We start from the raw sequence: 22,280 nt of genomic DNA, 5'->3' as shown, positions 1-22,280 counted from the left end.
GGCGGCGCGGCGCGGTGCGCAGCGGCACCGCCGCGACTCCCGCCGGCCGCGGCGGCCGGTCCGGCACGGTGGCCCGGCCGAAGCCCCGGGTCCGCCACGGCGTCAGCGGCGCCGGCCGGGCCAGGCTGGACACCCCCTGCGCGGGCCGGTTCACCGGCCCGCCGACCGCGGCCAGCCCCGCGCCGACCGCGAAGAAGATCACCGACAGGTTCGGATCGATGTACGCGTACACCGGGACGACCACCAGCGCGATGACCGGAACGGTGCTCAGCCAGTACCCGGCCGGCGACACCGCGGCGGCCAGCCGGCGGGCGACCAGCAGCAGCCAGCCGAGGAAGACCAGCAGCGCGGGGATGCCGTGGCTGTAGAGCAGCTGCCAGATCAGCCCCTGGGTGCCCAGCGGCTCCTCGGCCAGCGTGGTGTCGACGCTCTTCGGCGCACCGTAGCCGAGCAGCGGGGAGCGCTCCACCGCCTGCCAGGTCCGCACGTACAGGTCCATCCGGTCCACGTTGGTGTCGGTGGTGCTCACCCGGGCGTCGATCATGTCCTGCACCGGCACCACCAGGCTGACCACCCAGGCCAGCAGCACCAGGGCGCCGATCCAGACGATCAGCCGGGCGTTGCCCCGGAACAGGGCGCGCAGGCCCAGGTAGAGCAGGCCGGCGCCGAGGCCGACGAACATGCCCCGGTTGAGGGTCAGGAACGCCGGCACCACCGACAGCGGCAGCGAGACCCAGAGCAGCACCCGCAGCCGGCCGGTCCGCACCGACGCCAGGTAGGCCAGCACGCACGGCACCAGCAACGCGTACGCCGTCCCCCAGTTGTTGGTGTACGGGTACGGCGCGGCGGTGCGGTAGATCGGCGACCGGGACAACGGGTTGAACTCGGTCACCCGGACGTGGGTCAGCGCCTGGATGTACCGTTCGCCGGCGACGCCCTGCGGCAGCGCGAGCTCCACCGGGGTGGTGAGGGCGAGGGTGGGCGCGAGCACGGCCAGCCAGCCAAGGGCCACCAGGCCCAGCCAGTACCAGCCCAGCGGGCGCAGCACCCGTTCCCACCGGGCGCCCTCCCGCAGCAGGGTGTACACGTACACGCAGACCACCAGCGCGGTCGCCAGGAAGCCGAAGCGCAGCCCGAAGGTGAGGTAGGCGGTGGCCCGGTCCAGCCGGCTGGCGCTGAGCAGCACCAGGAAGAGGAAGACCAGCCAGCAGGCGGTGCCGGCGGGCAGCGGCACCCGGCCCCGCGCGACCAGCAGGGCGAGCAGCGCCACGCCGAGGATCGACCAGCCGAGATAGAACGCGCCGAGCGCCCACCACAGGGGCACCAGCGCGAACATCACCGTCAGCGGCCAGACCGGCAGCGGGGGCGGCGGTCCGGGCCGGATCGTGGTCCCCGGTGCCCGGTCCGGCGTCCGGGTGGCCCCGGCCCCGGGTGCCGGCGCGGCGGTGCCGGTCGCCGCCGCCCGGTCAGACACCCCGCCCCGTCCGCTGGGCCAGCCGCAGCACCCGCTCGCCGGAGAGCAGGCCGAGCACCACGGGCACGGTCACCAGCACCCGCTTCTCGCGCGGGTTGAGCCGCAGCACCCGGCCCAGCTCGCGCACCGCCTCGCGGCGCCGCCGGCCGGAGGCGAGCGCGAAGGCGATCTGCCCGTGCAGCCGGGCCAGCCCGGTCCGGCTGCCGGCCAGCTCGGGATGCTTGTCGATCAGGTACCGGGTGGCCTCGACGATGACCGCCCAGCGGCCGAAGAAGAACGACCCGCCGTGCCAGTCCACCGCGACCAGCACCTCGGGCACCACGGCCACCGGACCGTGCGCGGCGATGCGCAGCAGCCACTCGTAGTCCTCGCCGTAGCCGCCGGGCAGCTCCTCGTCGACCGGGCCGACGGCGTCCCAGGTGGAGCGGCGCAGCAGCAGGGTGCTCGAGTGCACCTCCATGACCCGGTCCTCGACGAAGTCGGCCAGGGTCACCTCGGTCCGGTCGAGCCGGCGGTCCTTGGCGATGCCGGGGCCCTCCAGCCGGATGGCGCAGCTGGCCGCGGCGGCCTCCGGGCGGGCGGCGAGCAGCTCGACCTGGCGGCGCAGCTTGCCGGGCAGCCAGTGGTCGTCGTCGTCGCAGAAGGCGATCAGGTCGTGGCGGGCCTCGGCCGCGCCGGTGTTGCGGCCACCCGGCAGGCCACGGGAGTGGGTGTTGGTCACGTAACGCAGCACCCGGCCGGGCGGCACGGGCAGCTCCAGCGGACGGATGTCGGTGTGGTCGTAGACCACCACGCACTCGACCTCGCCGGGATAGTCCTGGCCGAGGATCGCCCCGACGGCCCGCTCCAGCAGCCCCGGCCGGTCCCGGGTGGCCACCACGACGCTCACCGGCGCACACGTCGCCCGGTCGAGGTCAGCCACGCCCGTCTCCCGTCAACACCAGGCCGAACGGCTCGACGCCGACCGCGCGCAGCCGCTCCGTCAGCCGGGTCAGCTGCGCCACCCTGGTCCGGTCCCGCGCGGCGACCAGCACCGCCCGGCCCTCCCGGGCGGCCCGCACCCCCCGCTCGTCGTGCAGCGCGGGCGGGGCGTCGAGCACGGTGAGGCCGGCCCCGGGCGTCGCGTCCAGGCCGACCAGGTGGACCCGGCCCGCGCCGATGCGCACCTCCCAGCCGTCGCCGCCCCCCGCCGCCGGCTCCGCCGGCCGGGTGACCGGGATGACCTCGGTCCGGTCGTCGGTGGTGGTGGACCGGTACACGGCGCCGTTCGCGGCGTCCGCGGCCGGGAAGGGCCGCGGCTTGCGCACCGCCGGGATGACGACGGTGTCCTCCGGCCCGCCCGCGCCGCCCCCGCCGCCCCCGCCGGTGACCGGCGTGCTCACCGGCGCCGGGCGGGGCCGGGACAACTTGGACGCCACCCGCTCCACCGGCGGGGTGCGCCGTTGCGCGTCCAGCAGCAGCAGACGCATCCGGTCCGCGCTCTCCGGCGCGACACCGAGGCGCACCTCGTGGCTGTCGGCGGCCAGCACCGCGGCGATCCCCGCGGTGATCCGCTCGCGTCCCTCGTCGGCGGCGGCCGAGAGCAGCACGAGCGGGCCGGCCTGCGGCCCGTCCACCCAGCGGGCCAGGGCGAGCACCAGGTAACGCAGGTCCGACTCGTCGGGCTGCCCGCCCCGGTTCCGGCGGACCCCGCCGAGCAGCGGCGCGCCGACGGCGGCCAGCGCCTCCGCCGAGGTGCGTACGCGCCGGTCCAGCGCCTCGCGGACGAAGGCCACCAGCCCGCCGAGGAGCAGGCCGCCGAGCACCCCGGCGACGAGGATCAGCGGGGCGCTGTCCCGGGTGGACGGCACCGGCGCGCGGGCGGCGCTGGTCACCGAGCCGGGGCTGAGGTCGGCGGAGGCGACCTTGGAGCGCTGCTCGGCCAGGGTGGCGAGCTGGTCGTTGAGCGCCCGGAGCTGGTCCAGCAGGGCGCTGGTACGCGGAGACGGGTTGGTGGTCGACTGGTTGCCCGGCAGGGACCGCTGGGTGGTGGTGCGTTGCGCGGTCACCACGCTGATCGTCTCGTCGTACGACTTGAGCACCCCCGCCCGCTGGTTCTCGTAGATGCCCCGGCGCAGGTTCAGGTACGCCTGGGCGGCGCCGTTGGCGCCAGCGACCGCCTCGGACTCGCTGTGCCCGGCGTACTGGAAGCGCATCACCTGGCCGCCGACCGGGGTCTCCACCTCCAGCGCGTCGGCCACGTCGGAGCTTTCCCGGCCGGTGATGGCGGCGACCTTGTCGATCACCTCGTTGCTGCCGGCGATGCCGCTCTCGGCCGTCATGTTCACCGCCCGGTCGGCGCCCCCCGACGGGACCGAGAACGGGTCGGTGACCACCGGGCGGACCACCACGGCGGTGGTGGCGGTGTACGTCGCGGGCAATACGAACAGGTAGACCAGCGCGCCCACCACGACCAGCGCCACCGCGGCGAGCGACTCCCGCCACCGGCGCACCGGAATGCGGGCCAGCTCGGCGAGGCCGACAGGGTGTTGCCGGGCGGTGGCGACGTCGGTCACGTCCATGTGCGGTCCTTGCGCGAGGGGTTGGGTGGGCCGAGTCCGGCCGGGCGCCCGGGCGCGACCTGGTCCCATTGTCGTGGAACGGAAGCCGTGCGTAATGCCCGGTCCCGCCAGGTGACCCGCCGGCGCCGCGCGGACGCCGACGGGCCACCGCAGTGGTGGCGGGGTGGTCAGGAGGTGGCGAAGAACAGGGTCTTGTTCGACCAGTTCACGCCGGCGGACGCCGGGGCGACGACGACGGCCGCGGCACCGTCGACCGCCTGCTCGTCGAAGGGCACGCTGCGCAGGGCGCCGTCCGTCGAACCGTAGACGATCTTGCCGTTGACCCAGGCCATGCCCCGCACGTTGCCCCAGTTCAGGCCGACGCTCGGCAGGCTGAGCTCGGTGCAGCCCAGGATGTAGCCGTCCGGCTCCAGGTAGCGGTAGAACAGCTTGTTGGTGCCGGCCTTGGTGTAGTACATCCGCCCGTCGAGATAGAACGCCCCGCTCATCGACGCGGCGTTGAACCAGTCGTTGTAGCCGCTGCTGACCCAGGGCGCGCCGACCGAGCCGCCGGTGAACATCGACACCTCGAGGTAGCTGCCGCTCGGCGCCCCGGAGACGGTCTTTGCCCAGTACAGCTTGTTGGCGATCGAGAAGGACGCGCCGGCCGCGGTGAGGTTCGGCTGGGCGCTGGTCACCGGGGCGCCCAGCGTGCTGCCGTTGAACGGCACCTTGGTGGTCGTGCCGTTACCGGCGCCCAGGTAGAGGTAGCCGGAGGCGGCGGTCGGGGCGTTGACCGCCGGGATCGTCCGGCCGCCGGAGAGCGGGAACAGGCCGAGCCGGCCGTGGTACTCGTTGCCGAGGCCGTCGGAGTCGAACCCGGCGAGGACGCCGTTGCTGCCCCGCCACAGCTCCCACACGATCGCGCCCCAGGCGGTGGTGCCCGCGGGCGCGCCGCTCCGGCCCGGGTTCCAGACCACCGGCAGGCCGTTGATCGGGTCGAGGGCGCCGAGGCCGTACCGGTTGATCGCCCCGGCGCCGGCCGCGTCGTTGCCGTTGGCGTTGTTCAGCCAGCGGAAGTGTCCACCGACGTAGACCACGTTGTCGGCCACCTCGACCGAGGTCACCGAGTCGGTGCCGGTGTAGTTGACCCAGGTGGCGTCGAGGCTGCTGCCCCGCGCCGAGGTCTCCCACCGGGTGATCGCGTCGCAGTACGCGCCGTCACCACGCCCACCGTCGGCGATGATGATGAAGTAGCTGCCGTCGTCGGAGAAGTCCACGTCCCGGGCGTAGAACGGGAACGACCAGTCGTAGCAGGGCGCCACGAAGCGCTGGGTGCTCCAGTTGGCCACCGCCGGCGTACCGGTCAGGTCGACCACCACCACCTGGTTGCGCGGCTGGCCGTTGACCTGAGTGAAGTTGCCGACCGCGACGAGGGTGTCGCCCTGCGGCGAGACGGCGAGTCCCCAGACCAGTTCGCTGCTGGCGCGCGCGACGCTGGCGTCGATCTGGAAGGTGGGGTCGATCGCGCCGGTGCCGGCGTCCAGGCGGGCGAGCAGCGAGTGCTCGGTGCCGTTGACCCAATGGAAGGCGCCCGCGATGTAGAGCTTGCCGTTGTGCACGATGGTCCGGCGCACCAGCCCGCCGTCGCTGCGGCCGACCCAGCTGCCCACCGTGGCGCCGGTGGTCGGCTCCAGCGCGACCAGATTCTTGCGGCTCACCCCGTTGACGGTGTTGAACGCCCCGCCGACGATCAGCTTGCCGTCGGCGTTGACGGCCAGCGCGTGCACCGCGCCGTTGAGGGCCGGGGCGAAGTCGGTCTTCAGCGCGCCGGTGGTGCGGTCGTAGGCGAACAGGTAGCCGCGGGCGGTCCAGCTCCCGGCGCCGGCGGCCTTGACCGAGGTGAAGGAACCGCCGACGAAGACGGTGTTGCCGACCTCGGCGAACGCCTTCACGTCGCCGTTCTGCGCGTGCGGGATGTTGTCGGCGGGGTCCGCCGAGGTGAGGGTCATGGCGACCGGGGTGAGTCCGTCCGCCCGGGCCGGCGCGGCGAGCAGGCCGACGGCCAGCACCGACGCGGCGAGCGCGGCGAGCCAACGCACCACCGGCAGCCGGCTCGCTCGGGACGATGTTCTGAACAGCACTGGTGCCCCCATTGACGTAGTGAGATCTGCGTAGCTTTCTGCGCCCGGAAATGCCGCACCGACGACCGACCGGACCACCCGGGCGACGGCGCGGTCATCCCGTCCACCGGAACGGCCGGACGTCGCCGCAGCGGTCGACCCGCCACGACGCTGCCGCCGTCAGGTCGGCCGGGCTGATCGCGTCCGCCTCGCGGGCCAGCACCAGCCCCCGGCGGTCGAGCCCGCGCGCCAGCTCGACCTGGTGGTCGTCCACATGCTCGCCGTGGCCCCGGCGCCGGGGCACCACAATGGCCCGCCGGCCGGCCCACATCGCGGCCAGCGCCGAGCCGACCCCGGCGTGGGTCACCACCACGTCCGCCTCCCGCATAGCCTGCGCCATCTCCGCGTGCGGCACCTGGTCCCGGGCCCCGGGCGGCAGCCGCGGGATCCGGGTGGAGCCGACCTGCCAGAGGATCTCCGCCTCGGCCGGCAGCACCTCCACCAGCCGGGCCAGCAGCCGCGGGAAGCCGAACCGCGCCTGGGTGCCGAGCGCCACCACGATCCGGGACACCGGCCGCGGCGACGGCACCGGGTGGGCGACGTATCCGTCGAAGATGGAGCCGCCGTACCGCCAGCGCTCGTCCGCCCAGTCGGGATGCTGGGTGTAGAGCTCGGCGCGGGGCACCCCGGCCACCATCCGCCCGGTCAGCGACGGCCCGGCAGTCCGGGTGGCGCTCTCGATGTAGTGGCAGGTCAGGCCGCGCCGCGCGGCCGGCACGAAGAACGACAGCGCGACCGCCGCCCCGGTGCTGACCACCCGGCCGAACCGGCCACCGCGCAGCACCCGCCGCGCGGCCAGCCAGTCGCGCACAGCCCCCGCCACGTCCCGGGTGCGGATCGGCGGGACGTGGATGACCTCCTGCCCGGTCAGCAGGGAGCGGCTCTGCGGCGAGTCGAAGGTGGCCCAGACACAGTCGTCCTGCACACCGAGCCGGGGTACCAGATGGTGCAGCTCCGCGAGGTGACCGCCGGCGGAGGCGACGAGAAGGGTGGTCATGTCGTGCCGTCTTCCGTTGTCCGGGAGGTCGGGTCGCGGTTGCGGTCGCGGCCCGGCCCGGGTCAGCTACCGGCCGGCACCTCCTGCCGGGTCGGTTCCGGTCGCCGGGCCGGGGGCCGGATCCGGCCCTCGGCGACCAGCAACGCCGGCGCCATGACGCCGAACAGCAGGGCGCCGAATATCCAGCCGCCCAGCACGTCGGTCAGCCAGTGCTTCTCGGCGTAGACGCGGGTGTAGCCCTCCACGGCGACCAGCAGCGCCACCGCGGTGGCCAACGCGATCCGGCCACCGCGCGGCAGCCGCCAGGTCAGCCCGGCCAGCAGGGCGATGGTGCCGAAGGTGAGCAGCACCCGGGCGCAGCCGCCGGACGGGTAGGTGCCCAGGTCGGTCGGCGGGTGCCCGCGGTCCACCACCCGGGCGAGGATCTCCTGGGTGTACTGCTCGAGCACGAACTGCAGGGGCAGCGCCAGCAGCGGCAACCACCAGCGCCGGCGCCGCCACAGCACGGCGAACACCAGCGCCGCGACCACGGTCACCCACTTGAGCGGGTACCGGTCGCCGATGGCGGTGACGAACGAGTTCAGCTCGGCCCAGCCGGCCACCCGCCGAGCGTGCACGTACTCGAAGACGGGCCGGTCGAGGTGCGGCTCCAGGCGGGACAGCGCCTCGCCGAGCGGCCAGCAGACCGCCACCACCGCGGCGGAGCCGGCGAGCAGGACCACCAGCGCGGTGCCGAACCGGCCCACGGCGCCGTTCAGCGCCGCCACGGCCAGCCGCAGGCGCTCGGCCGCCCGTCCGGCCCGCAGGGCCGGCGCCCAGCGGGTGACCCCGACCGGGACCAGCACCGTGGGCAGCAGCACCACCAGCACCGCGCACGCGTAGATGATCAGCATGGCCGGACACCACCCCCGGTGTCCCTGCCGGTGCGCCGGGCTGCCCCTCGCCCGGCGATCCGCGCCGATGCCATCGGTCCCCCTGTCGTGCCGGCCGTCGGCCGGACCGCGTGCTCCCGACGTCCCACGACGTCGGGAGTGCAGCGATCACGGTGCGGCGGACCGCCCGTAATCGAGTGGTGACAGTAGTGGACCGAGCAGGGGATGCGATAGCGTCGATGTCGTCACTGCGGCTTTTCGGCGGAATGTGAGTCCATCTCCGGACACTTCGTTCCGTCCGCCGAAGCACGTACGGGCAACCTCAGCCGCCGCTCGTGAGCCGTCCGGCGAGCATCCGCGGCAACGCCGGATGCAGCTTCCCGCTCCACCCGCCGCCGCCGGCCGCCAGTTCGGCGGTACGCAGCCAGAGCTCGACCAGGTAGGCGTCCGCGACGAACCGCCGGCGCGCCCGATCCAGGCCGAACGCCGCGCCGTACCGGTCGAGCACCGCGACCATGTCGGCGGTCGCCTCCGGCACGGCCCGCCCGCGCAGCGACAGCGCGCTCTGGAATCCCTGATGGGCGAGGTCGAAGCCGACCGGCCGGTCCGGCCCGCTGTTCTCCCAGTCCCAGGCCCAGAGCCGGCCGCCGTGCCCGCCCAGGTTCCACGGCACCCAGTCGCCGTGCCAGTGGCCGAACTCCACAGTGGTCGCACCGTCGCGGGCGGCGAGCGCCGCCACCGCCTCCCGCGCCGGCCCACCGGCCCGCTCGGCGCGGTCGGCCAACCCGGCCAGGAACGGCGACCCGGCCAGCGGGCGGGACTCGGCCGGCGCACCGGCCCGCCGGGCCACCGCCAGCATCGCCGCCACCCGGGGCCGCTCCGCCCGGGACAGCCGGCGGACCCGGGCCGGCATCGGCGCCACCAGGGTCACCGCCAGCTCCCCCCAGCGCGTCTCGGCCAGCAGCCGGGGCACCTCGGGCAGGTCACCGCCGTCACGCGGCAGGGCACGCAGCGCCGCCGCCTCCGCCACCACCATGGCCCGGGTGGCGTCGTTCCAGCCGATCTTCGCGTACCCCCGGGCCGCTCCCCGGTCGTCGAAGAGCTGCAACGTCGGCTTGTGGTGCGGGTCGGGCGGCCGGATCCCGATCGCCGCGTGCAACGTGCGCCCGGCCGCGCGGCCCAGGTGCTCGGCGAGCAGCACCTCGGCCGGGTCGACCCGGTCCGGCACGGCCACGCTCAGCACCGGCATCCGGGCACGGCCGGTCGCGCCGAGCCCGGCCAGCAGCCCGACCGCGAGCCGGTTCATCCGCACCCGCGGTGGTCGCAGCGCGTTGTACGCCAGGGTGGCCGCCGCGCCGACCCGGCGGGAAGCCAGCGGCAGCAGGAACTTCGCCCGGTCCACAGAGGGCACCACCGCGTACCGGGCGGCCACCCGGTGACCGGGCGGCGGCGCGGACGGGCCGGCCGACACGCCCAGCCACAGGCGGGGATCGCCGAAGACCGCCCGGCACACCCAACCGATGCCGTCGGTCCGGCCCCGCGGGTCCTCCGCCATGCCGCCTCCCACCCGTACCTCCGCGATCACGACCGGGCACACCATAGGCCCGGCCGGCGCGGTCAGCGCTGCCAGACCCGGACGTAGTCGACCCGGAAGTCGGCCGGGAACCGGGTCGCCGGGTCCGGGTCACCGAGCCAGCCGCCGACCTGGAAGTTCAACCGCAGGTTGTAGGGCTTGTGGAAGACCTCGTCGAACCAGGGGGTGGTGGTGCGGTCGCGCTGCCAGACCTGCCGCCCGTCGACGTACCAGCGGATCGCGTCCGGCTCCCACTCCACCGTGTACGTGTGGAAGCCGTCCCCCGGATGCCCGGCCGGCAGGGGGACCCGCACGTCCTGCTTGACCGGGCTGTAGTCGTAGAAGACGGCCAGGGTGGCGGCCCGGTGCCACTCCGGACCGCCGGGCAGTTCCACCACGTCGATCTCGCCCCGCCCGCCGTCCTCCGGGCGCAGCCAGAACGCCGGCCACAGGCCGCGCGAGTCCCCCGGCCCGTTGGGTGACTGCGCCCGCACCTCGAAGCGCCCGTACCGGAACGACGTCCGGCCGATGGTGTCCAGGTAGCTCTGCGCGTACGCGCGCGGCTGCGCGCCGCACGGCACGGCCCGCCGTTCGGCGCGCAGCGTGAGCACGCCGCCGGAGACGAACGTGTTGGCCGGATCGGCCACGTTGCAGCCCCGGTCGATGTCCCTCGCCGTCGCGCAGGTTCCACTTCGACCGGTCCAGACCGGGGCCGTCGAACTCGTCGGACCAGACCAGCCGCCAGCCCGGCACCGGGCCGCCGCGGTCGGTCGTCGCGCCGGGCGGATCGCCGGTGGGCGGGCCGGCCGGCGGGCCGCCCGGCGCGACCGGCGGGGATTCCGGCGGGGCGGGCGCGGACCCGGCCGGGGCGGACGGCGCCGGGCCGGCGAGCGGCGACCCGCCGGACGCTTGTGGTGGCGTGCGCGACCCCGGGTCCGGGCCGACCGGCGCGGGTGCCGGGGTGGCTGCCCGGCCGCGGCGCGCGCCCCGGTCGTACGTCAGCACCAGCCGGGGCCGGACGGCGGCGTCGGCGTTCTCCCGGGAGGCCCAGTAGATCCGGGAGCCCCGGTCGAGCTGGGTGAGGGCGAACGCCACCCGGCCGTTGCCGGTCACCGCGCCGGAGACGTCGAAGTCGTTGAACCCGGTGACCACCCGCTGCGCCCGGGCCAGCGCCCCGTCCAGCGGCGGGCGGCGGGACCAGTCGCCCGGCCACGGCTCCTCGCCGGTCACCCGGTGCACGGCGACCCGGGCCGGGAACGGCTGCCAGCTCCAGACCCGCAGGGTGGCCCGGACCCGCACCACCTCCGGCGGCAGCTCCGCCACCACGAACTCGAACACCGCGTCCCGGCGCCCGTTGGGGTTGCCGTCGCAGAGCTGCGGGCAGCTGGCCAGCGCGGTCTCGGCCCCGGTGTCGCCGTCCTGGAGCACCTGACTCGCGGTGGCGTCGGCGGCCACCGGGACCACGATCGGCGCGACCTCCGCCCGGGACAGCGGCACGGCGGCGGCCCCCAGCACGAGCAGGCCGGCGCAGAACACGCCAAGCCCGAGCGCGCGGCGGCGAACCCGCTCCCGCCTTCGGTGCCCGGCCCCCACCAGGTGCGCTCCCCAGGCTCGACGACGGCTGTCCGAGCCAGCGTAGCGACCGCCCGCCCACCGCGCGGGTCACCCGAGCCGGCCCCGGGGACCGCCGTTCGGGTCAGCCGGCGGCCGCGGCCAGCGCGGCGGCCATCGCCGCCCGGGGCGCGGGGACGCCGGTGAACTGCTCGAACTGGCCGAGCGCCTGGGCGAGCAGCAGGTCCAACCCGGACACCACCCGGCAGCCGGCGGCGGCGGCCGACGCCGCGAGGGGGGTGGGCCACGGGTCGTACAGGGCGTCGAAGCAGACCGTGCCGGGGCGCCACCGCACCTGCCCGGCCAGCGGGTCCGCCACCCCCTTCGGGACGGTGGCGACCACCACGTCGGCGCCGGCCAGGGCGCCGACCGCCGCCGGCCAGGCCGCGCCGGTCAGTGGCACGCCGACGGCGTCCGCCACCGGCGCCAGCTCCGCCAGCGCCGCGGCCCGCCGCGCCAGCACGGTCACCCCGGCCGCGTCGAGCCGGGCCGCCGCGGCCAGCGCCGCCCGGGCGGTGCCACCCGCGCCGAGCACGGCCACCGTGGCGCCCCGGGCGACCCCGGCGGCGGTCAGCACCTCGACCATCCCGGCGACGTCGGTGTTGTCCGCGTACCAGCCGCCGTCGGGGCGGCGTACCAAGGTGTTGGCGGCGCCGACGGCGGCGGCGACCGGCGAGACCTCACCGGCCACGGCGAGCGCCGCCTCCTTGCCCGGCATGGTCACCGACAGGCCGGCCCACTCCGGGCCGAGGCCCGCGACCAGGCCGGCCAGCTCGTCGGCCGCGCACTCGATCCGGGTGTACGACCACCCGGTCAACCCCGCCGCCGCGTACCCGGCGTTGTGCAGCACCGGGGAGAGCGAGTGGGCGATCGGCTTGCCGACGACGGCGGCTCTCACTGGTAACGGGTGCAGTTCGACCCGGTGAGCACCTTGTTGTCGCACATCTGCTTCTGCAGCTTGTGGAAGTCGGCTTCGGTGCGGCCGTACCCCATGGTGCCCTTCTTGTCGACCGTCATGAAGAAGAGGTCCTTGGTGTCCGGAGGGTCCATCGCGCCCTTGAGCGCCGCCTCGCCCGGGTTGCTGATCGGCGTGATCGGCAGGCCGTCGGAGCCCGGCCCGTGCGTCCGGTACGGGTTCTTCGGGTCGAACAGCTCGCTGCTCTTGATGACGTCGGAGTCCTTCGGGTCGAGACCCTGCAGCCGCTTCCAGTAGTTCAGCGCGCTGTCGATCTCCAGGCAGTGGCAGTGGTAGTCGTCGGTGTAGACCCGGTTGTAGAGCACCCGGGCCACCCGGCCCATGTCCTTGTGGTTGACCGACTCGGCCTCGGCGATGGACGCGGTGATCAGCGCCTCGTACGGGGTGATGCCGCCGCGCTTGGACTCCACCGTCTCGACGAACTTCATCCCCTCGGTGACGGTGAGGAACTTCTCCACCATCATCGACAGGATCTGCTCGGCGGTCGCCTTCGGCGGGATCTCGTACGTCGCCGGGTAGAGGAAGCCCTCCAGGCTCTTCGCCGACTTCTTGCCGTCGGAGCGCTTGAACCAGAACTCCGGCACGCCCAGCGCCACCGGATCCTTCGCCGCCGCCTTGAACTCGGCCACCGGGATCTTGGTCTGCTTGGACAGCTTGTCGTAGATCGCCAGCGTGATCATCCCCTCCGGGATGGTGACGCCGTTGACCACCCGGTTCTTCGGGTCCAGCAGCATGTCCAGCGCGTCTGCGGCCTTCATCTCCTGGCGCACCTTGTACCGGCCGACCTGGATGTTCTTGCTGCGCGAATTCTCCTCGGCGGCGTTGATGAACGCCTTGACGCTCTTGACCACCCCCGCGTCGTGCAGGGTGACGCCGATGTCGGTGGCGGTGTCGCCGCGCTTGACCTCCACCTGCGCCTCGCCCTTGCCCGGCCCGTCGTAGTCGGGGGTGACGAAGTAGTTACGCACCCGGTCGAACCCGACGTACGCGCCGCCGCCGATGCCGCCGAGCAGGACAAGGGCCATCAGCAGGGCGAAGACCGTCTTGCCCCGGCCGCTGCCACCGCCCTTGGCGCGCTTCTCGACGAAGCCCCTGCGGTGCCGGCCCTTCTCCCCCCGCTCCGGCTCGTCGAACCCCAGATCCAGATCGTCGATCATTGCGTCTGCCTCCGCTGCGCGTCCAGCCAGCCCTGCAGGATCTCGACTGCGGCGGCCTGGTCGACCACCGCGCGCTGACGTTTTCCTCGGACGCCGCGCTCGGCAAGCCTACGAGAAGCCACCACCGTCGACATCCTCTCGTCGGTGAGCGTTACCGGAACCGGCGCTATTACATCGGCCAAACGGTCGGCGTACGCCTTCGCGTGCACCGCGGCGGGGCCGTGTCGGCCGGCAAGGTTGACCGGAAGGCCGACGACGACCTGCACCGCCTCGTGCTCGACGACGAGCCGGGCCAGCTCCGCCAGGTCCGTCGGCACGGCGTCCTCGGCGGTGGTCAGGTCCCGGGCGAGGGTGACCAGCGGGGTGGCCAGCACGCCGTGCGGGTCGGACCGGGCCACCCCGACCCGGACCTGCCCGACGTCCACGCCGAGCCGGACACCACGGGTCAGGTCAGCCACAACCGGTCACCGTCCCACCGGTACGGACCAGGGCGGACCGGATCGGTCCGCCCTGGTCGACGCGGTTCGTGTTCACGCCTCGGCGATCGCCTTCTCGACGGTGGCCAGCAGGTTCGGCGCCTCGGCCGCGGGCAGGCCACCGCCCTGGGCCAGGTCCGGGCTGCCGCCACCGCGCCCGGAGAAGGCCGCCTTGACCAGATCCGACGCCGCCAGCCCCCGGCCCCGGGCCGCCGCGTTCACGGCCACCACCAGGGACGCCTTGCCGTTCGAGCGGGCCGCCACGGCGACCACCGCCGGCCGGGCCGGGTCGATCCGGCCGCGGATCTCCTGGGCCAGGGTCCGCACGTCGTTGCCGGCCGCGCCCTCCGGCGCCTCGGTGCCGACGTACGCCACCCCGCGCACGTCCTTCGCCCCGGCCGCGAGGCTCGCCGCGCCGCCCAGCACCAGCTGGGCGCGGAGCTTCTCCAGCTCCTTCTCCGCGTCCCGAAGCTGGGTGACGGTCTGCTCCACCCGGTCGGCCACCTGCTCGCCCGGCACCCGGAACAGCTCGGCCAGCCGGGACACCAGCAGGTGCTCCCGGGCCAGGAAGCCGAAGGCGTCCATGCCGACCAGCGCCTCGATCCGGCGCACACCGGACCCCACGGACGCCTCGGAGAGGATCTTCACCAGGCCCAGCTGGGCCGAGCGGGCGACGTGGGTGCCGCCGCACAGCTCCCGGGCGTAGTCGCCGACCTCGACGACCCGCACCCGCTCGCCGTACTTCTCGCCGAACAGCGCCATCGCGCCGATCCGGCGCGCCTCCTCCTGGGTGGTGATGAAGGCGTGCACCTCCAGGTCGGCCAGGAGCACCTCGTTGACCTGCTGCTCCACGTCGTGCAGCACGCTGGGCGCCACCCCGGTCGGGGTGTTGAAGTCGAACCGCAGCCGGCCCGGCGCGTTCAGCGAGCCCGCCTGGGTCGCCGACTCCCCGAGGAAGTTGCGCATGGTCTGGTGCACCAGGTGCGTCGCGGTGTGCGAGCGGGAGATGGCCCGCCGCCGGGACGCGTCGATCTCGGCGTACCCGGTCTCGCCCGCGCGCACCTCGCCGCGCAGCACCCGCGCCCGGTGCACGATCAGACCCGGCACCGGCTGCTGCACGTCGAAGACCTCGAGCTGGCCCCCGCCGACCGTGATCAAACCCTGGTCCGGCTGCTGGCCACCGCCCTCGGCGTAGAACGGGGTGGTGTCGAGCACCAGCTCGACCGTGTCCCCCTCGACCGCCGCGCCGACCGACCCGCCACCGGACAGCAGCGCCCGCACCCGGGACTCCCGGTTCAGCTCGCTGTAGCCGGTGAACTCGACGTCGCCGCCGTCCTCCAGCACCGACCGGTACGCCGACACGTCGGTGTGCCCGGTCTTGCGGGCCCGCGCGTCGGCCTTGGCCCGGTTGCGCTGGTCGGCCATCAGCCGGCGGAAGCCCTCCGCGTCGACCTGCAGGCCCTGCTCGGCCGCGATCTCCAGGGTCAGGTCGATCGGGAAGCCGTACGTGTCGTGCAGCTGGAACGCCTTGTCGCCGGAGAGCGCCGGCTTCCCGGCCGTCTTCGTCTCCGCGATCGCGGTGTCCAGGATCGTGGTGCCGGCGCGCAGGGTGGCCAGGAAGGCGTCCTCCTCCGCGTACGCGTACTGGGAGATCCGGTCGAACTCGGCGGAGAGCTCCGGGTACGACGGGGACATGCAGTCCCGGGCCACCGGCAGCAGCTCGGGCAGCGCCCGGTCCTGCCAGCCGAGCAGCCGCACCGCGCGGATCGCCCGGCGCATGATCCGGCGCAACACGTACCCGCGGCCCTCGTTGCTCGGGGTCACCCCGTCGCCGATCAGCATCAGCGCGGTGCGCACGTGGTCGGCGATCACCCGCAGCCGCACGTCGTCCGGGTGCGACTCGGCGGCCACGTGGCCGGAGTGCGCCCCGTAGCGCTTGCCGGTCAGCTCGGCGGCCCGGTCGAGGATCGGCCGCACCTCGTCGATCTCGTAGAGGTTGTCGACGCCCTGGAGGATGGAGGCCATCCGCTCCAGGCCCATCCCGGTGTCGATGTTCTTCGCCGGCAGGTCGCCGACGATCCGGAACTCCTCCTTGCTGCGCACGTCGGCGATCTCGTACTGCATGAAGACGAGGTTCCAGAACTCCAGGTAACGGTCCTCGTCGACCTCCGGACCGCCCGCGCGCCCGTACTGCGGGCCCCGGTCGTAGAACAGCTCCGAGCAGGGGCCGGCCGGGCCGGGGATGCCCATCGACCAGTAGTTGTCCTTCTTGCCCCGCCGCACGATCCGCTCGTCCGGCACGCCCACCGAGCGCCAGATCGCGTACGCCTCGTCGTCGTCGAGGTAGACGGTCGGCCAGATCCGCTCCGGGTCCAGCCCGTAACCGCCGGCGTCGACCGACTTGGTGGCCAACTCCCAGGCCAGCGGGATGGCCCCGTCCTTGAAGTAGTCGCCGAAGGAGAAGTTGCCGTTCATCTGGAAGAACGTGCCGTGCCGGCTGGTCTTGCCGACCTCGTCGATGTCCGGCGTCCGGATGCACTTCTGCACGCTCACCGCGCGCGGGTACGGCGGCCTCTGCTGGCCGAGGAAGTACGGGACGAACTGCACCATGCCGGCGTTGACGAACAGCAGGTTCGGGTCGCTGATGGCGGGCAGCGGAGCGGACGGCACCACGGCATGGCCGTTCGCCTCGAAGTGGGCGAGGTACCGCCGCCTGATCTCCGCCGTCTTCATCGCTGGTGGTCCTCCGGGAAAATCTCTCGGTCGCCGATGCGCGGGTCCTCGCGCAGCTCGGCGAACTGGTCGTCGAACGCCTCGCCGCGGGCGAAGGCCTCGTGGATCTCCTGCTCCCGCTCCGCCATCCCGAGCCGGACGTCCGCCACGAAGCTACGCACCGACTCGACCAGGCCGCCAGCGGATTCCGACAGGCCGCCGGCGATGCCGGCCGGGGTGTACGCCTGGGCGGTGCGGGTGGCCTTGCGGACCACCACCACCCCCACGGCCAGTCCGATGCCCAGCCAGAACAGACGCCTCATGCTCTCTCCTCCTCCTGCTCGCCGCCGGCCGGGTCAGCGGTTGCCGCGCCGGGCGGCGCGCCGCTGCTGCTTGATGGTGTCGCGCACCTCCCGCTCGGTCTCGGCGTGCCGGCGGGCCGAGGCGGCCCGGCGCACCCCGTAGCCGAAGGCCGCGACCTTGACCAGCGGGTTGGCCGCGGCGGCGGAGACCACGGTGGCCAGGTTCGCGACGTTGGCGGTGACGTTCTGGGCGTGGGTGGTCATGGTGTCCACCTTGGCGAGTTGGAGGTTGACCCCGTCGAGGGAGGTCTGCACCTGCTCCAGGGCGGTGTTGACGTTCTTCACGGTGGTGTTGACGTCGCCGAGCAGCGGCCCGGAGCGGTCGTTGAGGTCGTTGATCATGCGGGTGGCGGCGTCCACGGTGTGCCGCAGCCGCAGGATGGGCAGCGTCAGGATCAGCACCAGCATCGCGAACGCGATCGCCGCGACCAGTGCCGCGACCTCCAAAATGCCCACGCCTGTCCTCCTCAAGCTGTGCCCCGTGGCCCGACGCCCGGGACGCGCGACCGTCCTGCCCGGCCCGCACGCCGCCGACGGCACGCCGACGGGTGCGAACGGGTCCGCCAGCCCCAGACCCTACCGTCCGTGATGAAAACCGGCTCAGGACGGTGAAGGTGTCAGTTCGCCGAGCGGATCGTCGGTGATGACGGGGTCCGGATCCTCGCCGGTGAGTGACGGGTCGGTGCTCGGCTGTGGCTGCGTCCGCTCGTCGTCGATCGCGTTGCGGACCTTCACCGACACCAACGACCCGGTGCACTTGCCCGCAGCGGGCTTCGGCGGCGGGGACGGCGGAATCGCCGGCTCACCGTTGACCGGCGGCGGTACGCAGGCCGGCTCGCGCACCCACAGGTCGAGGGTGAGCTCGTCCCGGCGCCAGCAGGTGTAGCTGCCGTTGGCCGGCTGCTCCGGGCACCGGCTGACCTTCCACGGCCGCCAACCGTCGTCGGCCAGCGCCCGCTGGTAGACCTGCGCGGTCTCCTTGACCGGCCGCTGCGAGTCCACGGTGCGCTCCCGCAACCGGCAGTCGAGCAGGCACCAGCGGCTGCCGCTGACGTCGTCGACCGTCTTCACCGCCGCCCAGTCGGGCACGCCCAACTCGTCGAGGGAGTCGAAGACCGGGTCGTGGCTGAGCGTCCGGATGCCGAAGTAGAGCGGTACCGCTCCCAGGAGGACCAGGCTGACCAGGGCCAGGATGCCCATCCGCAGCCGGCGCCGCTCGCGCATCTGGCGGCGTAGCTCGGAACGGGCGCCGCGCAGCCCACCGGCCGGCGCCGGCGCGGCCGGTTCCGGCTCGACCCCGGCGCGCAGCGGCGGACCGCTGGTCGGCTCGGGACCGGGCGGGCCGGCCGGGGGGACGGCGACCGCGGCCCGGGCCACCGCGGGTGGCTCGCCGGGGCGCGGCGGCGGCACGGCCGCGCCGGCCCGGGCGGGTGGCCCCTCGGCCGGTCCCGCCGGTGCGGCCGGACCGTTGACCGGCGCGGCGGCCCGGGCCACGGCGGGCTGGCCCGCCGGCCCCGGTCGACCGCCGGGGCCGCCGTCCGGTCCGGGCAGGGACCGGCGCGGCTCCTCCGGGTTCGTCCCGGGACCGTCGCCCGGTCGGGGACCGCCGGCGACCGGACCGGCCGGCCCGCCGGCCGCCGGCGGCGGGCCGGGGCGCGCCGCCCCGTAAGCCGGGCCGGGCCGGGCGGCACCACGCGCAGCCGGCGGTGCGTCCGGCACCGGGCCGGGCCGGGCGCCGGTGTCCGGCCGGCCGGCACCACGCGCCGCGGCGGGCGCCTCCGGCACCGGGCCGGCGGACCGGCCGGGCACCTGGGCGCTCGCCCCCGGACGGGCGGCGCCCCGGGCGGGCGCCGGGTCGACCCGGTCCGCCGGGTCGTGGCCGATGGGCCCGGCGGGCGGCTGGCCGGGCCGTGGCGCGGGCCGCTCGGTGGGGGTCTCCGGCCGGCCGGTCGGGGCCCCCGACACGGGGCGTGGCTCACCGGAGCGCCGCGCGGCGCCACGCCGGCCGCCGTCGGTCGCGGCGTTCGGGCCGGACGGCGCCACCACCGGCATGGCGGGGTCGCTGTGGCCGGTCCGGCCGGCCTGGCGCAGCCAGTCCGCCGGGCGCTGCGGACGCTCGGCACGGGCGTCACCGCCCCGGCGGCCCCCGGCCGGCGGGGCAGCGGATCCGGTGCCGCGGCGCTCGCCGCGGTCGGTCGCCGGCGCGGTCCGGTCCGCCGCCGGCGGGACCGGCGGGGCGTTGCCGCTGCGGGGCACCACGGGCTCGTCGGCCTCCGCCGCGCGTCGCCGGCCCGGACGCGGCGCGCCGGTCACGCCGGGACCGGCCGGAGCGCCGGTGGCGCCGGCACCCGCCGGGCTTTCGGTGGTGCCGGGAGCGTTCCGGCCCACCGGCGGGTGGTCGCCGGCTACCGGCCGGGCCGGCGGTTCGGCCGCGGCTCGCCGGCCGCGGCCGCCGGTCGAGGGTTCCTGCTCGGGCACAGCCCGGCGCCCGGCGGCCGGGGCGACCGGACCGCGCCCGGGATCGGTCGGATCGGGTGCGGCCCGACGGCCGGCACCGGGCCGCCCGGCCGGCCGGCCCGGATCGGTCGGGTCCGCCGCGGGGGGCGTGGTCGGCCGCCCGGCGCGGCGCCCGGGGTCGGTCGCCGGCGGCACGGCCGCCGCGGTGTCGGTGGGCGGCCCGCCGGGAGTACGGCGGGGCGGCCGGGACTGGGCGGCGGCGTCCATCGTCCGGCGGGGCGGCTCCGGGGCGGCGGCCCGGCCCTCCTCGGGCCGGGACCGCGGCGGCGGCACCGGTCCGCCGTCGCGCACCGGCGGTACCGCTCCCCGCCCGGTGGCACCCTCGGGGGCCGATCGGCCGGTGGGCGGGTCACCCCGGCCCACCACGGGCGCGCCACCGCGCGCCGGCCTCGCCGACGGCATCGCGCCGGGCGGCACCTGCCCGGGGCGGGCGCCGGACGGGGGCACCGGGCCGGACCGGGCGTCCGGCGGGGGCACCGGCCCCGGCCGGGTCGGGGCGCCAGGGGCCGGCCCGCCGGACGGCGGAGGCACCTGGCCGGGCCGGGTCGGGGCGCCGGGGCCCGGACGGCCGGCCGGCGCGGGCGCCGGGCGCCGCGGTCCCGCGCCGGGTGGAGGCACCGGACCAGGGCCGGCCACCGGGGCCGACCGGTCGCCGTCGGGGCCAAGCTCGGCGCGATCCTGCTTCGCCGTACGGAGATCGTCGATCCAGCCGAGGTCCTCACCGTCGGGCGCACCCGCCGGCTCGGCGTCGGCCTTGCCCCGCCCCCAGCGGCGCCCCTTGGTGCGGGGGTCACGCCGCTCCTCAGGGCCATCCTCCGGTCGCTCCGAACCACGCGGATTCACTGCTGAGCCTCCATGACGGCGTTCGTGCCGCCTTCGTCCGCCGCGTTGGCGTTCTCCGGGTCCGACGGTCGTCGGTCGGTGCCGTGCCCGGGCGCCGCCGGGGCCGGCCGTGCCGAGGGCGCCGGCAGTCCCCGCACGATCCGGCGCAGCACGGGCAGCCGGGCGGCGACGGATTTCTCCGCGCCGTGTCCGCCGGGCCGGTAGTAGTCGGTCCCGACGAGGTCGTCGGGAGCGTACTGCTGGGTGACCACCCCGCGCGGGTCGTCGTGCGGGTACCGGTAGCCGGTGCCGTGGCCGAGCCCGCGCGCCCCGGCGTAGTGCGCGTCGCGCAGGCCGCGCGGGACGGGACCGCCCCGGCCGGCCCGGACGTCGGCGATGGCGGCGCCGATCGCGGTGGTCGCCGAGTTGGACTTCGGCGCGGTGGCCAGGTGGACGACCGCCTGCGCGAGGTTGAGCTGCGCCTCGGGCAGGCCGACGTACTCCACGGCGTGCGCGGCGGCGGTCGCCACGGTCAGCGCGGTGGGGTCGGCCATGCCGACGTCCTCGCTGGCGAAGATGACCAGGCGGCGGGCGATGAACCGGGCGTCCTCGCCGGCGACCAGCATCCGGGCCAGCCAGTGCAGCGCCGCGTCCACGTCCGAGCCGCGCATGCTCTTGATGAAGGCGCTGGTCACGTCGTAGTGGGCGTCGCCGTCCCGGTCGTAGCGCACCGCCGCCACGTCCACCGCCTGTTCGGCGGTGGCCAGGTCGATCACGTCGGCGCCGAGCGCGGCGGCGGAGGCGGCGGCCGCCTCCAGCGCGGTGAGCGCCTTGCGCACGTCGCCGCCGGCGAGGCGGACCAGATGGTCCTCGGCCTCCGTTTCCAGGGTGACCGCGCCGGCGAGGCCGCGCTCGTCGGCGACCGCGCGGCGGAGCAGGCCGCGCACCGCCCGGTCGTCGAGCGGCTGGAGGGTGAGCAGCACGCACCGGGACAGCAGCGGTGAGATGACCGAGAAGTACGGGTTCTCGGTGGTCGCCGCCAGCAGGGTGACCGTCCGGTCCTCCACGGCGGCGAGCAGGGAATCCTGCTGCGTCTTGCTGAACCGGTGCACCTCGTCGATGAAGAGCACGGTCTGTGGCCCGCCGGAGCGGCGCTGCCGACGGGCGGCCTCGATGACCGCCCGGACGTCCTTGACGCCGGCGTTGAGCGCCGACATGGCGACGAACGTACGGTCGGTGGCCCCGGCGACCAGGTGGGCGACGGTGGTCTTGCCGCAGCCCGGCGGGCCCCAGAGGATCACCGACATCGGCGCCCCGCCGCCGACCAGCTGGCGCAGCGGCGAACCGGGCGCGAGCAGGTGCTCCTGGCCGACCAGCTCGTCGATGTTGGCCGGACGCATCCGGACGGGGAGGGGCGAATCCGACGTCACGCCGACGAAGTCGGCGACACCGGCGGCGCCCGCGGGGGCGCGCGGCGCTCCGGCGGGTTCTCCGAGGGAGAAGAGGGTGTCGGACTCCATCACGAAGACATTACCGGGCCCGGCCGACGGCGCCGGAACGACGCCGTCGGTCGGGCCGCTGATCCGATCCGGTCAGCCACGGCCGGGGCGCCGGCCCCGGTACCAGCGACCGCCGCCACCGCCGCGCGGCCCGCTGCCCACCCCCGCCAGGTAGAGCGAGAGCAGCAGCAGGCCGAGCAGCAGCATGGTGTGCACGTTGAAGAGGTCGGGCGCGCCGAGGTCGGTGTTCAGGAAGTCGAGCAGCAGCATGAAGCCGAACACGATGGCGGCGAGGATCGCGAGCATGTCAAGTCCTCCGGTCGGGGGTCCCAGTAGGTCGGCGCGGGATGTACCCAATCGGTCCGGCCGCCAATCTCCACCGTGGACCAGTCGCCCCGCCGACCACCGGCGGGTGGCCGGAATCGCTGCTCTCGTGGTCAACGTCGGCGCGATCCGCCGCTACCGCCGGCTCGGCTTCACCGGCACCGAGCCGCGCACCTCGTTTCGCC

19 protein-coding genes are annotated in these 22,280 nt (G+C 75.3%); 2 read left to right on the top strand and 17 right to left on the bottom strand.

The genetic code is table 11. The features are described from left to right. The 8 genes from AB0H57_RS12515 to AB0H57_RS12480 form a co-directional block, all read right to left on the bottom strand. On the bottom strand, positions 1-1,474 hold a 1,474-nt coding region (locus AB0H57_RS12515), incomplete at its 3' end, for an O-antigen ligase family protein (protein WP_357505582.1). Next, positions 1,467-2,396: a glycosyltransferase family A protein gene (locus AB0H57_RS12510; protein ID WP_357505580.1), complete on the bottom strand. Its 930-nt coding sequence runs from the start codon at positions 2,394-2,396 to the stop codon at positions 1,467-1,469. The genes AB0H57_RS12515 and AB0H57_RS12510, both read right to left, overlap by 8 nt. Beyond that, on the bottom strand, positions 2,389-4,035 hold the full coding sequence (locus tag AB0H57_RS12505; protein ID WP_357505578.1) for a hypothetical protein: 1,647 nt from the start codon (positions 4,033-4,035) through the stop codon (positions 2,389-2,391). The genes AB0H57_RS12510 and AB0H57_RS12505 overlap by 8 nt, the downstream gene beginning before the upstream one ends. Positions 4,036-4,202: 167 nt before the next feature. Beyond that, positions 4,203-6,158, bottom strand: a complete 1,956-nt coding sequence (locus AB0H57_RS12500) for a delta-60 repeat domain-containing protein (RefSeq protein ID WP_357505576.1) — start codon at positions 6,156-6,158, stop codon at positions 4,203-4,205. Positions 6,159-6,252: 94 nt separating this feature from the next. Continuing rightward, the gene (locus AB0H57_RS12495; protein WP_357505574.1) at positions 6,253-7,194 is read right to left on the bottom strand and encodes a glycosyltransferase; all 942 of its coding nucleotides are present in this window, start codon (positions 7,192-7,194) and stop codon (positions 6,253-6,255) included. Positions 7,195-7,256: 62 nt separating this feature from the next. Then, the gene (locus AB0H57_RS12490) at positions 7,257-8,087 is read right to left on the bottom strand and encodes a phosphatase PAP2 family protein (protein WP_357505572.1); all 831 of its coding nucleotides are present in this window, start codon (positions 8,085-8,087) and stop codon (positions 7,257-7,259) included. Between the two features lie 301 nt (positions 8,088-8,388). Further along, entirely contained in the window at positions 8,389-9,621 is a 1,233-nt protein-coding gene (locus AB0H57_RS12485; RefSeq protein WP_357505570.1) for a hypothetical protein, read from the bottom strand. A gap of 62 nt (positions 9,622-9,683) precedes the next feature. Continuing rightward, positions 9,684-10,286 carry a glycoside hydrolase family 16 protein gene (locus tag AB0H57_RS12480; protein ID WP_357505568.1) on the bottom strand — a complete coding sequence of 201 codons (603 nt, stop codon included), beginning with the start codon at positions 10,284-10,286 and terminating at the stop codon, positions 9,684-9,686. A gap of 146 nt (positions 10,287-10,432) precedes the next feature. Here AB0H57_RS12480 and AB0H57_RS12475 point away from each other — a divergent pair, with 146 nt between their 5' ends. Both AB0H57_RS12475 and AB0H57_RS12470 read left to right on the top strand, forming a co-directional pair. Beyond that, on the top strand, positions 10,433-10,693 hold the full coding sequence (locus tag AB0H57_RS12475) for a hypothetical protein (RefSeq protein WP_357505566.1): 261 nt from the start codon (positions 10,433-10,435) through the stop codon (positions 10,691-10,693). Positions 10,694-10,717: 24 nt separating this feature from the next. Then, a complete protein-coding gene (locus AB0H57_RS12470) occupies positions 10,718-11,071 on the top strand; it encodes a hypothetical protein (protein ID WP_357505564.1) in 354 nt (117 codons plus the stop codon). Between the two features lie 264 nt (positions 11,072-11,335). Here AB0H57_RS12470 and AB0H57_RS12465 read toward each other — a convergent pair whose 3' ends face one another. From AB0H57_RS12465 to AB0H57_RS12425, 9 genes are all read right to left on the bottom strand, one after another. Further along, positions 11,336-12,148: a shikimate dehydrogenase gene (locus AB0H57_RS12465; protein ID WP_357505562.1), complete on the bottom strand. Its 813-nt coding sequence runs from the start codon at positions 12,146-12,148 to the stop codon at positions 11,336-11,338. Next, positions 12,145-13,383, bottom strand: a complete 1,239-nt coding sequence (mltG, locus tag AB0H57_RS12460; RefSeq protein WP_357505560.1) for an endolytic transglycosylase MltG — start codon at positions 13,381-13,383, stop codon at positions 12,145-12,147. Before mltG ends, AB0H57_RS12465 begins: the two co-directional genes overlap by 4 nt. After that, positions 13,380-13,841: a Holliday junction resolvase RuvX gene (ruvX, locus tag AB0H57_RS12455; RefSeq protein ID WP_357505558.1), complete on the bottom strand. Its 462-nt coding sequence runs from the start codon at positions 13,839-13,841 to the stop codon at positions 13,380-13,382. The genes mltG and ruvX overlap by 4 nt, the downstream gene beginning before the upstream one ends. Before the next feature lie 72 nt (positions 13,842-13,913). Then, positions 13,914-16,592, bottom strand: coding sequence for an alanine--tRNA ligase (gene alaS / locus AB0H57_RS12450; protein WP_357505556.1), 2,679 nt, complete (start codon positions 16,590-16,592; stop codon positions 13,914-13,916). Continuing rightward, positions 16,589-16,894, bottom strand: a complete 306-nt coding sequence (locus AB0H57_RS12445) for a hypothetical protein (protein ID WP_357505554.1) — start codon at positions 16,892-16,894, stop codon at positions 16,589-16,591. Before AB0H57_RS12445 ends, alaS begins: the two co-directional genes overlap by 4 nt. Before the next feature lie 33 nt (positions 16,895-16,927). Continuing rightward, complete coding sequence (locus tag AB0H57_RS12440) at positions 16,928-17,389, bottom strand: DUF948 domain-containing protein (RefSeq protein WP_357505552.1); 462 nt, start codon at positions 17,387-17,389, stop codon at positions 16,928-16,930. Positions 17,390-17,533: 144 nt separating this feature from the next. Next, positions 17,534-18,157 carry a hypothetical protein gene (locus AB0H57_RS12435; RefSeq protein ID WP_357505594.1) on the bottom strand — a complete coding sequence of 208 codons (624 nt, stop codon included), beginning with the start codon at positions 18,155-18,157 and terminating at the stop codon, positions 17,534-17,536. A 2,132-nt stretch (positions 18,158-20,289) separates the two neighbouring features. Then, complete coding sequence (locus AB0H57_RS12430) at positions 20,290-21,792, bottom strand: replication-associated recombination protein A (protein ID WP_357505550.1); 1,503 nt, start codon at positions 21,790-21,792, stop codon at positions 20,290-20,292. Between the two features lie 72 nt (positions 21,793-21,864). Continuing rightward, positions 21,865-22,077 (bottom strand): hypothetical protein, encoded by a 213-nt coding sequence (locus AB0H57_RS12425; protein ID WP_357505548.1) that lies wholly within the window; start codon positions 22,075-22,077, stop codon positions 21,865-21,867. Between the last annotated feature and the right edge of the window lie 203 nt (positions 22,078-22,280).

The organism is Micromonospora sp. NPDC050686 (genome assembly GCF_040654475.1).
Lineage (GTDB): Bacteria > Actinomycetota > Actinomycetes > Mycobacteriales > Micromonosporaceae > Micromonospora.
Note: the sequence above shows the minus strand (reverse complement) of the source record. Positions and strands in the feature narration are given on the sequence as shown.